Origin of the sequence: Collinsella aerofaciens, assembly GCF_015548375.1 — a bacterium.
Lineage (GTDB): Bacteria > Actinomycetota > Coriobacteriia > Coriobacteriales > Coriobacteriaceae > Collinsella > Collinsella aerofaciens_AB.
In genome coordinates this window covers 1-11,868 of the sequence record NZ_JADMWW010000034.1, presented here as the reverse complement: position 1 = coordinate 11,868, position 11,868 = coordinate 1, and the positions used below count along the sequence as shown (strand labels likewise).

The 11,868-nt window shown below is 55.8% G+C and carries 11 protein-coding genes and 1 pseudogene; 3 read left to right on the top strand and 9 right to left on the bottom strand.

Annotated elements, in window-relative coordinates:
* Positions 1-764 precede the first annotated feature (764 nt).
* From I1969_RS10560 to I1969_RS11215, 8 genes are all read right to left on the bottom strand, one after another.
* Positions 765-1,244, bottom strand: coding sequence for a DUF3021 family protein (locus I1969_RS10560; protein ID WP_195235088.1), 480 nt, complete (start codon positions 1,242-1,244; stop codon positions 765-767).
* A gap of 25 nt (positions 1,245-1,269) precedes the next feature.
* A complete protein-coding gene (locus I1969_RS10555) occupies positions 1,270-1,710 on the bottom strand; it encodes a LytTR family DNA-binding domain-containing protein (protein ID WP_195235087.1) in 441 nt (146 codons plus the stop codon).
* Positions 1,711-2,957: 1,247 nt separating this feature from the next.
* Positions 2,958-3,302 carry a hypothetical protein gene (locus I1969_RS10550; protein ID WP_195235086.1) on the bottom strand — a complete coding sequence of 115 codons (345 nt, stop codon included), beginning with the start codon at positions 3,300-3,302 and terminating at the stop codon, positions 2,958-2,960.
* Between the two features lie 92 nt (positions 3,303-3,394).
* Positions 3,395-5,218 carry a GmrSD restriction endonuclease domain-containing protein gene (locus tag I1969_RS10545; protein WP_195235085.1) on the bottom strand — a complete coding sequence of 608 codons (1,824 nt, stop codon included), beginning with the start codon at positions 5,216-5,218 and terminating at the stop codon, positions 3,395-3,397.
* A gap of 318 nt (positions 5,219-5,536) precedes the next feature.
* On the bottom strand, positions 5,537-5,677 hold the full coding sequence (locus tag I1969_RS10540; protein ID WP_195235084.1) for a hypothetical protein: 141 nt from the start codon (positions 5,675-5,677) through the stop codon (positions 5,537-5,539).
* Between the two features lie 170 nt (positions 5,678-5,847).
* Entirely contained in the window at positions 5,848-6,339 is a 492-nt protein-coding gene (locus I1969_RS10535) for a hypothetical protein (RefSeq protein ID WP_195235083.1), read from the bottom strand.
* Complete coding sequence (locus tag I1969_RS10530; protein ID WP_195235082.1) at positions 6,336-6,605, bottom strand: ECs_2282 family putative zinc-binding protein; 270 nt, start codon at positions 6,603-6,605, stop codon at positions 6,336-6,338. Before I1969_RS10530 ends, I1969_RS10535 begins: the two co-directional genes overlap by 4 nt.
* 606 nt (positions 6,606-7,211) lie before the next feature.
* Positions 7,212-7,340 carry a hypothetical protein gene (locus tag I1969_RS11215; protein WP_260699462.1) on the bottom strand — a complete coding sequence of 43 codons (129 nt, stop codon included), beginning with the start codon at positions 7,338-7,340 and terminating at the stop codon, positions 7,212-7,214.
* 1,119 nt (positions 7,341-8,459) lie between these two features.
* On the opposite strand from I1969_RS11215, the gene I1969_RS10525 reads away from it, so the two are divergent.
* Complete coding sequence (locus I1969_RS10525) at positions 8,460-9,518, top strand: hypothetical protein (protein WP_195235081.1); 1,059 nt, start codon at positions 8,460-8,462, stop codon at positions 9,516-9,518.
* A gap of 8 nt (positions 9,519-9,526) precedes the next feature.
* On the opposite strand, the gene I1969_RS10520 is transcribed toward I1969_RS10525, so the two are convergent.
* Positions 9,527-10,633: an RES domain-containing protein gene (locus I1969_RS10520; RefSeq protein WP_195235080.1), complete on the bottom strand. Its 1,107-nt coding sequence runs from the start codon at positions 10,631-10,633 to the stop codon at positions 9,527-9,529.
* Positions 10,634-10,875: 242 nt separating this feature from the next.
* Between I1969_RS10520 and I1969_RS11280 the strand changes: the two are divergent.
* A pseudogene (locus I1969_RS11280) lies at positions 10,876-11,241 on the top strand (type IIL restriction-modification enzyme MmeI); the annotation flags it as partial.
* 77 nt (positions 11,242-11,318) lie between these two features.
* Positions 11,319-11,868 (top strand): type IIL restriction-modification enzyme MmeI (locus I1969_RS10515; RefSeq protein ID WP_324248663.1); only part of this gene is annotated, 550 nt, incomplete at its 3' end.

Genomic DNA, 11,868 nt, shown 5'->3' with positions numbered 1-11,868 from the left:
TTCGGTTGTGGTCGGAATGCTCGTCTTCCGCGGTGCTGTCGTCCGGGGTCCGGCATCTGTCGTTCGCCTCTTCTGTCATGTTTGATGTTGCGTGTTATGCGGGCGACCTTTCGCGGGCCTGTCGGCCCGTTGCCTCAGGTGCACCCGGGTAAATGGTACCCATCCGTTGGGACATGGCCTGACTAGGAAGACGATTATGCTGCGGGAAAAAGGACGAGCGGCGCGGCTTGAGAAGCAACCATGGGCGTCCTTATGGCCTGACCAGCCATAAATTGCGACGAGCTCGCGTTACCGCAACATACGAGGTGACTGCTCGGCGAGCAGGGGTTCTGAGCGCCGCGTGGGGCTATCGCGGGGTTCTCCTGGATGAGAAACAGCCGAGGGAAACGGCCCGGCACTTGGAAACCCTCCTGGCGGAAAATCATCAACTTCATATCATCGCCCGCACAGGAGTATCCGCCCCTCGGTATGACTGCGGTGGAGGAAGTTTCGCCATCGTCTATGCTGGACACGAGGTCGTCTTCCTCCAATCCGATTAGGCTGACCGAGCAATCAGCACCTGGATCGACATTCCCTTGCACATGAACCCGCTTATGCGCGCAAACGAGGGCTACAAGGGCATGACCGCGCAGGAAGCGCTTGGGGTAGCGAACGGGGCCGAGCATCGCCCTGCGCCGGCCTTGGCATCAGGCCCTCGCGCTGGGCGGTAATTCGAGGATCGGGAGTAAGGATTTGCCCAGCATCGATAATGCTCAGCTATACCCTTATTCCGTCTCCCTGCTCTTGCGGTATTCCGCGAGCCTGTCGTTCAATTCGCGGGTCTCGCGGCTCAGCTTGGCGTTGAAAGCAAGAGTGAGGACCGTCAGGATGGCGAGATAGACAACCGTGAAGGTAATCCACGCCTCGGGGTTGTTCGCGGAAACCCAAGCAAAGACAAACGCCAACGCACAGAGGGCCGCGTAGAGGCAAACGCTGAACAGCACCAGGCGCGCGGGATACGCCATCCGTCTGATCACCGCGGGCGTGAAGAACACGAACTGCAGCGCGGGGACGATGACGCACGCGGCGAGAATCGACCAGCAATAGTTAATGCCCTGCTTGGCGGTGTCATCAGCGAAACAAGTCCCTAATGCCAAGAAGACTATCATGGCAACAGTGAAGCCGATACAGGTGCTTTTCACGAGTTGTCCGAGGTTTTCCATGGGCGTCTTTTTATCGGTGTCGATAATGTCCCTGTTAATCATTTCAGTCTCCCTTCCTTCGTTTCGACTACTTCAGACCGAGCTTCGATTTGACGTCGGGCGCATACCGGCGCGAGATAACGACCCGCTCACCGTTTTCCAAGGTGGCGATGATCCTGCCGTTGACGTCGGGTTTGAGGGCGGTGATCGCGCGGAAGTTGACGATGCAACCTTTCGTGATGCGCAGGAAGTCGCAGTCCGCCAGGAGCTCCTCCATCTCGTAAAGGCGCAGGCCCGTCTCGAGAACCGTGTCGGCCGTATAAATGAACGTGCGCTTGTCGACCGACTCGATGAACAGGACGTCTTCTGCGCTCAGCACGCGCGTGCAGCCGTCGGCCGTGCCCGTCACCTTCCTGTCAAGCATGCGCAGCCGAGCCGCTATATCAAGCACGCGGCGATCGGCCCTTACGCAGACGATCGTGACTTCTATATCTTGAGCTGCTTTTTGCTCTTCGATTGTGATCTTCATGCGTCCCTCCTTTCGGACTGCTCTTATGCTAGCCGACGAAGATAGCTGAACCTTCGGCGTTTAACCAAGCTGCGCTGTCGAGGAACCAAGATGCAGGCTGGGCGAGCTGAACAGCATGAGAGACTGCAGTCACGCACCCTCAGATCGAGCTCGAAACAGCAATCCTTGCCGCTCATGAACACCGGCACGTGAAACGCTATGCTCAAGAGCACTTAGCTCGAAACCCCTCGCATGCAGCTATCGAATCCGGGATGTTGTCCGTTTGGCCGTGCACGACGATGAGCGTACAATAGGTGAATACCAACAGGAACCTGCCTTCCATGCCAACTCCGCCACCTGACGTGATGGACGATTCGATTGCTCTTCTGGATTGGCTTGAGAAGAACGCTGACGGAATTACTGAGCAGGACTCCGAGGGCACTGCATTTCTTCATGCTGTTGCTATTGGCAAACCCCGCCCCCAGTTGGAAGCCATCTTAGGCATATCAGCCTTGGAGACGATGTTGTGACTCATATTAGCCAGTCTTCGCTCGACGGAGTCGGCGTTTACGTTAGCGCCGAGTTCGGGAGCGCATTGAGGTCATTCGCATTTCCCCATGCATTTGAAAGCGGAACCGTTGAACTCTTGAGTGAATAAGCCGCCTGCGACGATTCTTTCGGTCATCGCTCTTGCACATCCCTTCTGATCTGCGGGAACGTAAGACGGTAAAGCCACTGGCCACGATTCACTTCGCTAAGCAAGCGCCAAAGAGGGAAAACAACCGTTTTGGCTTCCCTTTTGAGCGGTTCCGGACCTCAAAGCCTTGCCGCTTTTGTCCCCGGGACAAAAATGAAACTGTGGCTTGCGGTTTCGAAATAGTTTGCGAATTTGTCCCAGGGTTTGTCCCAAACGCGTGCGCGAGGACACACGGAGGGATTCGGCGGCAAGGTGGACAAATCGACAACCAAACTAGACCCAATTGGAATGTCGCCACGGCAAATGGACTTGAAAGAGTGGGAGTGATTTTCGGGGTCTGACGCTTCTCAACACCATCTTCCAAAAACTGACATTTCCGCAGGTCAAGAAAGGGTTTCGTTCGATTCGGACGGAACCCTTTCTCACAGAGGAAATAGACGAACGATCTCCAGTTAAAAGCCAGTCTTGGTAGCTTCTCCGATTTTACCAAAGCAGCCTATGGCTACTCGATGAGTGGTGCGCAAACGCGAAGCAGCCTGGTGCCGATACCGTCCCGCGAGTCGGTCGACGACTATGCGTCGTGGGCGAGCTCCTCGAGACGTCCAAGCGCGATTTCCAGCCAGTCGAGCTCTCGCTCGCAAGGTCCCATCGACCAATGCGTAATGTACCGGCACTGCGAGAAGACCGCGTTGCCGAGCGTCTGTACATTGTCGATGCGCGCAAGCTCGCGCCTGAGGCCCTGTGCATCATGCAAGGCGAGCCCGTAAAGCTCCTCATACGAGTGACCGCAATCCATCTCGAAGCCAAACTCCTGGAAGCGCGCCGCCCAGTCGTCGCGCTCGAGTGCGGCGGCACCACGTTCCTCGATCGCAAGCCTCAGCTTGCGAGCGTACTTTGCAACGTTATGAGGTTCCATCGCGGCGACTCCTTGATTCGAATAAGATGGGCTTGTGGTATCGAGGGCACGTAGCGCATCGCCCTCCTGCTCCTGCGGGGCATGCGCTACGGTCAATTCAGGACGTGACCGAACGCCGCTACTGTTTCGTCAGATGCCCGGTCGGGCACCTCCTTGCCCATTGCCTGCTCGATGACGTCGAGGAGCCTCTTCGCGCGATCTAGGAAGAACGCGTCGAAGTCATCGGCGGCGAGGGCGTCGTAGTCGATGAGGTGCGACTCAACACGCCTACGGAGCTCATCACCGTCGATCTGCTCATCCTTCATGATCTTCGGCAGGTACTTCGAAGGGGCAACACCCCCGATCTCCCGGTTAGTGCGCGCGATGAGCGGGGTCTTGTTCACGATGGAGTTCCACTTCGTCCGTTCGAGCCCCGTCCTCTCACAGTACGCACGCGGGAAGATGTGGTGGATGTCCGGCGGGGTCTCCATCGACTTCACCATGGTCATTGGTGCGCCGTCGACGAAATCGAGGCAGTTCTCGCGGAACACGAGGGCCATGACCCCCTTATAGGCGGCGCTGTTTCTGGTCTGAAGGCCCAGCAGGCGCGTGGACTGGAAGTAGGCGGCGTTCACGGTGCGCATCTGCGAGTCGGCGCCCTCTATCGCCGCAACCAGGTCCTCGATGTCGTTGGCGTAACGCGTCTCGTTGGCGCCACCGTACATCTCCCCGAAGATCCCGCACCACAGCCACCGGCGGAGGATTGCCTTCACGGGCTGCCGGTCGAACGCCTTGCGCCCGATGTAGGCGCAGGTGGCCGCGAGAGGGATGAGCTGCGTCGTATAGGGAAGGTCGCGCATGCGGAAGACGCACTCGCCGATGAGCAAATCGCGCGCCATGTCGAACCCGTCCAACAGCGCGTCCAGGTTGGCGACGTAGTCCTCGTAGCGCAGCGCCAGAACGTCCTTCTTCTTGCAGCTGGTGCTGCCCTTGGTGCCGGCGCGCTTCGCGCGATACGTCGTGTAGAGCGTCATGGAGGTCAGAAACGTGGTCTCGTCGACGCCCTGCATGAGATCCGTTCTGATGTCCTTGCTTTCGGCGCAAATACGCGGGCGCACGACCTTGTTCCAATTCCCACGCAGGTCGAAGTCATAAGTGGCGAAGGCAGCCGTCACGAGTTCGAACACGGTAAGAGAGACACCTCCCGTGTTCACGTTCTCGAAGACCTTGCAGACCGCCTCACGGGGCGTCGTCTTGTCCAAGGTGATGACCGGAATCTTGTAGTCCTCCATCGTCCTGAGGACATTCTCTTTGAAATCCTTCCAAAGGGCGTACTCTTCGGACTTGAGACCATAGTGTTCAATGAACCCTGTAAACCAGTCGTCACGCCCCTGGGAGTCGAAAACGAGATTGGCGGGAAACATGAGCTCCTCGATTTCGCGCTCGCGGCTCGTGAGGTCGAGGACGATCTTGCGGCCGATGTCCTCGGTGACGACGCGCTTGTCCGATATGGAGGCAATCGCATCCTCGCGGTCTTCCTCCGGATCGAGGCACCTGCGCATGTTGAGGTAGTAGAAGCGGCTGAGCTTCTGGCCGCGCTCGTTCGAGGTGCTGACGGGGTCTTTCCCGAAAAGCGAGCAGTAGAGCGAGGTGAGACGCTGCTGGCCGTCGAGAACGAGGTAGTTGGGCTCGCGGGAGATGCCGTGCGTTCCCTCGAAGGCGCGGTACTTCAGCCTCACCTCGCTGCCGCCGCACTCGAGCCTCATGAGGGCTCCCATCGGATACCCCTGCGTCAAGCTCGCGATGATGTTCCTGATGCGCCCGTCATCCCACGTCCAGCCACGCTGGAACTCCGGGAGCTGATGCGTCCCCTTGCCAACCCCTTCGAGAAGCTCGCCGAGCGAGGTGTCATATGATTTGGGCGCCGCTATAGCCATATAGGCTCCTTCGAGGTAAATGGGAGTGATACCGGTGTATTACAATTACCTGTAAACTCTTATTTTACAATGCGTAGCCTATATTGAGAACACGACGAGAAGAGCGGTGCAGCTACGAGGTGCCACATCCCACCACCACCCGCTGCCAATCCAAGGTCGCCCGCAGCCCACCCGCCTCCGCTCTGTTGCGCGCACGGCTCGGAAACCGCCCCGCCCTGCGCGGAGAGCGTCACTCACGGCCATGCCCGCCGCTCCGGCTGTGTATTGCTCCGCGGCTCGGGCCAGCCAGCTCCGCCTGCGTGTTGCTCCCGGCTCAGGTCAGCCGGCTGCGCCGTCTGCCCTTCGCGGCGGTTCGTGGATCCCCAGGGCGCAGACGATGTCGCCGTTGGAAAGGCCGTCCGCCTTGCGGCGGATCGCCTCGTCAGCCATCTCCTGCGTCAGCTTCGGACGCCTTGCCATGCGTATCACCCCCGTGAAACTCGTCAGTTCTCTCACGGTGGATTCTCGCGGCACGTCACAAAGGCATGGAAAAGGCGGAGCCGTGTCCCGTCGTTTCCGTCGGGGCGTGCTCCGCCTTCCCCCATATTCTATCGCCTAGCGACGCTCCCGCCTCCTAACGCGCCAACTGGCTAAACAGAGACGATGTTATCCCTGCTGCGTTCTTTGCCATCTTCCCCGATCCAGCGCGTCTTGACCATGAATTTGCTGGTAGAGCCGTCGGCAAAGAAGATGGTTTCATCGAAGCTCTCGCCAGGTTCGAGCCGCTCGTAAGGCTCTTTATCCTGTATGAAAGCATAGGGTCCGGCATTCTCGTCATACTCACAGGTAACATTGGTTACGGTGGTGCCACCCGTGTTCGAAACTCGTATGCGGTGCCCTTTTAATCCAATGCGGACGTAGCGGGCTTCCACCTTGGAGGATGATCTTCTCTCTGCGGCTTCTTCCTCTCTCTGAAGCTGCAACTCATGAAGTTTGAGCTGCAGATTCTCAAGCTGCTCGCCTCGCTTCTTGTCACGCAGGCTCAGCCTGTAGTTCAAAACGAAAGAAACGACGGCGAGGATAAGGCTGAGCGCCGATATGACGATGGGGGCAAAGGTGATTAATTGCGAATCTCCAGTCATTTGACCTTCCAGCCCTTTCGCTTCAGTGCCTTCTTCAAATCCTTCGAAAGCGCCGAAATGATGTCGTCGCCCATATCCTGGATTGTCGCGTCGATTGATGCCGAGTTCGCTTCAGTAAGCTGATCTCTGGAGATTGCCGCTCCACAATGCGCGCAGATGAAACGTCGCTCATCAGCCGAGTCCTGATCTTGGCCAGATACCTCGGAGAACTCAGTGCAGCCGCACGTGGGGCATGAAAGTGGCACCTGCACAGATAAGTCGTCCATGAATCGCCTCAATACAGTTCAGTTGGCCGGTATTCCAATATGTGCAATTTTACCGCTGACAAGGCGAGAGATTGGAGGCGAGCATGGCCGACACGCAAGAGCTCAACCCTTCCGCTCCCGCCGCCCCTTCAGCCCGTACTTCCTGCACAGGCGAGAGTTGCGCTGCCGCATCATGTCCCGCTTGCGACGTACCTCGTCGAGCTCGGCGGACTCCTCCGCGTGCGTCCGCTCGCGCTCGAGCTGCTCGTTGAAGGTGCGCTCCTGCTCCAGGTGGTAGCGCTCGGTGCCTCTGGGCGGGTCTACGAACAGCAGGTTGACGATAAAAAATAGGGCAGAATCGCGCTCGCAATCCCGCCCATGAAACCCATGGGTTTTGACATCTGAGGCTATTCTAGCAAACCCAGCGATTCCGATAATGTACGTGTGAAGAGGGCCGCGGCTTCGACGGTCCCGATCGCACGTGCCGTAATGCGAAAGGCGAGCCGCTTCGTCGGCGAGCGCGGTCCGGCACCCTGCGCGACCCGCCGGGCGCGTCCGCGCCGCTCTGCTAGGAGAGCCGTTTCCTCGCGAGCTGCTTCAGGTAGGACTGCCTGAAGTCCCGGCGCGTTAGTCGGTAACGTTCCGGGCAAGAACGGAGTCTAGGATGTCGTGCAGCACGACCGCGACGAGGTAGAGGCCCTCGGAGAGGTCCTGGTCCCCGGATTCGTTGATATAGAGGTTCAAGCGGCCCGGCAAGATTAATCTCCAGAAAAAGGAAATGGGGAGGTACGTACCTCGCCAATCTGACACCTAGGGCTTCCGCCTTTCGGCAGGCTTATTTTGCCACCGTTTGGACCGGGCTTCAAGGTGGCCTGGTTCCGAGTGCTGCATTTTGCGGCTGACGGTGCCCGAACGCCTCGCCCGTTGGTCGGTGAGCTCCGCGGCGCTGGGCGCCTTCTGGGCAATCGGAGGATGCATCGGACGAGATCGGCCGTTGAGGCCCCCGCTGCCTCCGGATGCGTTCCAGCTGGCGCAGGATTATTCCGCTGGTGGCAGATGGCTTGGAAGTGACGTCGGGAAACTGCCTCTCCGACGAGCTGTTTGCGCAGGTCATCTCAATTATTCCCGAAAGTTGCCGATTATTCTCACCAGCCCGCCCGGACCTTGCGCGCTGGAGAAACCGGCTTGCCCGCGCTTCTTGCGCCGGCGATTATTCCTCACGGTCGTTTCCGCAGGTAGGATGGGCCGCCGGCGTGTACCGGCTGCCGTCACGGGCATGGGTGGCGCAACCCGTGTACCATCCCCAGAACCGGCTGGTGCACGGGTTTCGGGCGCTTTCCGGGCGCCGGGGGATAAGCGAAACTGCAGGTGAGAGCGCGAGTTGGTACAAGAAGCGGCACTCGATTTGATCATCGAGCGGGAATAACATCCGCACATTATTGTAAGGTTCATTTAGTAGCCTGATTTTTCATACGGTGGCTTCAGTTAGACAGGTTTTTCACCTGGTAAACCTGCAAGCCACTGGATTTCCTTTTGCCTCGCAACCCGAATAACGAGCATTTGACGAGCAAAATCGCAGGTCAATAATGATCGCTTTTGCTCACGTCCGTTCGAAAGCACAATAATGTGCTGAAATTCTGAATCGAACGTCGTGAGATAGAAAATGACGTCATGGGCGCAAGTTCCCGCCCAAAATTGCGCGATTTTGCGAAATAAGCGACGTCAAGTGTGCGCCAAAGGGAAAACCGCAGGTCGCACAGCGAATAAATCAGACAATGAAAGGCCAGCGCATAACCGAAGGACGCAAGACGGCACATATAATATAGCAATATAGCCAAGAACAATATAAGAACGACCCTCACAAGGACTATGCCGATGGACAACGAAAGTTACGAAGAAATCGAAAGGGAGGCCGTACTGGGTTCCAAAAAAAGACGGGAGTTTTGGGACACTCTCTCAAGAGCACGCGGTTTTTCAAAAGAGGTTCGAGATACGGTCTTGCAAGCCCGTCCTCGAGTCAATCGGCTGTGCCGTTTCAGGACGTTTGAACCCGGTTCTCTTGAGCAATTGCGCACGAACACACTCTTGTTCTCTTCTCCCCCATATTATGACGATCCTCTCGACACATTTTTTTATGTCGACAAAAAGGCTCTCCAAATCCTGTTCAATCTGATTATCGATGCATTCAGAGGACACCCCCTTAAAGAGATTATCGCTCTGCTTGGCCAATTCGGCATCCCTGACTTCAACAAACTGCGCGATATAATTGGAAGGGCTGAAATAGAAGAGCTCCCGTTTCAGTTCGATCAGCTGAACAGTCAAATCGACGATATTAGGCGAATAGTGCAAAACGTCGGATACTCCCTTTGCTTCTGCGATGACCAGCTTAACGAGGTGCTGTGGCTGAAATACGCAGATAACCATAAGGGCTTTGTACAGATATACGATGCGAACTGTTCCATAAGATTTCTATGCGGCCAAAAGAACAATTGTGGACTCTGCGCGAATGACGATTCCTCTTTGGCCCCTTTCCCTATTTACTACTCGAATGAGGGGTACGATGCAACACGATACGCACTTGTACTCCTTCTCCTTCGTGAGTTGCCAGCCAATGTGAAAGTATCCTGCCCAGAACTTATCAAATATCTTAAGGAATCAATTAGGTGGGAGTTCGAAAAGGTCACGCTTATCAAGCGTAAGCAGCACGAGTACGACTGCGAATGGAGACTTTTATGCAGAGGGTCTGCAGAGGGTAGACCATCGATTCAGATGGTTCCCTCGTCAGTCGTGTTAGGCCTCCACATGAAAGAAGCGGAAAAGCGAAGCGTTGTGGATGCAGCCAAGTCCGCCGGAATAAAAGAAATTTTGCAGGCGCATATTGACGAGGGAACTGGCAAGCTTGCAATTCGCTCTTACCAATCAACAGAAGAATAAGTTAGCCGCTAATCGATTGGTACACCCCAAGGAAGACTGTCTTTCCCCTTCCCGTTTCTCTTGCTCTGCCATGTTGAAAAAAGATATCGATCGAATTCAAAGAATTCTGTTTCACTATATGGATGTTGCCTATCGTAACTGCCGATATTCGTTATGAAAGCGTTGTCAGTGGATCGCAACGCATAGTGTTGATACTTCAACGAAGGTAATAGTTGTTTGTATAGAGCATAGTTGAAGGAATCATCTATTTTCATATGTTTAACGAGCCGAGAGTACTCTCCATTAAGATCATAATCTACAAAAAGGGCGAGATTGATGGCACAAAGCGCAAATACGTCATCTGTTACACGACGAGAATAATAGGCAACTCCGTCAAAGCCGAGTTTTTTACACGCCATCATTATTGCCTGAGAGACGATATATTCAGACTTAAACGTCCTGTCAGCTTCATTAACCCTGTACGAAGTTGCTATCATGAGCATAAATAGCTTCAGCCAGCAATGAACGCGCTCCGCATCGAGATCGTTCAAACCACTGAAATCTCTCACGTTGATTGCTAAATTAAGTATTTTCTGCGTGCCATCTAGGACCACTGGCGAGACATTAAAATTGATTTCCGGCGGACGCCCCGTTTCTATCCAGCATCCATACGAGGAATTGGCGAGATAGTAACTCGGACTGCCGGGAATACTAAACCTGTAGCTTCCGGTCTTAGACCTTAGGCTCTTCGGCAAATGCAGCATATCTTTTGCCGTGTAAGCGCGAGAAGGGTTCCCAGTCCTCGACCGAAAGAATTGCAGCTCCCGAGTCCTGCACCCAGGAAAAGCCCAACTCTCATTCAACTTAGCAGCCGCAAAGGAATCGGAGCTGACATCCGACACCAAGTTTTTGATGATTGTATTGCATTTCACAACATCGGCTTTGTAGTAGCTACGAAGTGCCTCGATAATCTTTTTCCGATATCTCTTAATGATAGACAGGCTATCACCATCTGCTCCGGCCTTTTCGGCCTGATTGAGTATGATGTCGTAACGATCCTTAAGATCGGAAAGATAGCCGTTGTCACGTTCAACAACGAATGGAGTATAAAGCTCCCTGCAGATGAAGCCATTCATCAACCAAGATAGTCTCATATTCATATTATTGCTAATAGACCCCTAATCAATCAGCACATTCTCCGAATTGAATATACAGGCTGCACTATTCAAAGAGTAAAGGAGAAACACATTACGACACATACTATATAACCAAGAACAATATAAGAACGATCATTACAAGGACTATGTCGATGGACAGCATGCAAAGGAAGAAAAACGCGGCCGCGTTCGCCGCCGAATAGAGTGGGCGCGGATACGAGAAGGGCGACGCCCAGGTATTCTGGACGGAGCTCCTACAGCAGATCGTCTGCATGCAGAGCATCAGCCGGAACGTGAGGCTCGAGTACCGCACCGCCTCCGGCGGCTTCATCGACTGCCTCATCCCGGACGCAGGGGTCATCGTTGAACAGAAGGGGTTGGGCATAGACTTAGACAAACCCGAGGAGTGCCAGGGCCGCATGGTCACGCCCTTCGAGCAGGCCCTCACCTACGCGGAGAGCTTCCCGCGAAACCGCCAGCCGCGCTTCGTCGTGGTGTGCAACTTCTCCACCTTCCGCGTGCACGACCGCGACGCGTGCCCCCGCGCCGAGCTCGCGGGCAAGTACGTCGAGTTCACTTTGGAGGAGCTTGGGCGGAACCGCACCTACTGGATTTCGTCACCGACCCCGCCAACAGCCGATCCGAACGCAAGAAGCAGGTCTCGATGGAGGCGGGCCGCCTCATCGGCGAGCTGCACGCCCTGCTCCAGGCGCAGTATATCGATCCGGAGTCCGAAGAGAGCCAGAAGGCCCTCAACATCCTATGCGTGCGCCTGGTGTTCTGCCTGTTCTGCGAGGATGCGGAGCTCTTCCCCAAAGACGCGCTCTTGAACTATCTGAGGAACGTCGAGCCAAAGAACATGCGCGTCGCGCTCAAAAGGCTCTTCAAGGCGCTCGACACTCCGATCGAAAAGCGCGCCCCCTACGACAAGTCGGTCAAGCCCTTCCCCTACGTCAACGGGGCTTTTCGCGGAGGAATCCGAGATCCCCAACTTCACCGACGAGATAAAGTTCAAGCTGCTGTTCGAGGTGTCCCAGCAGACCGACTGGTCACAAATCAGCCCCACCATCTTCGGCGGAATATTCGAGTCAACCCTGAACCCGGAGACCCGCCGCTCGGGCGGTATGCACTACACCAGGTGTCCGCGAGGTCCACGGCGGCGAGCACCTCATCTACGCGGCTCTCGGGAAGGCCCAGCAGCGTGGTGCGCACGC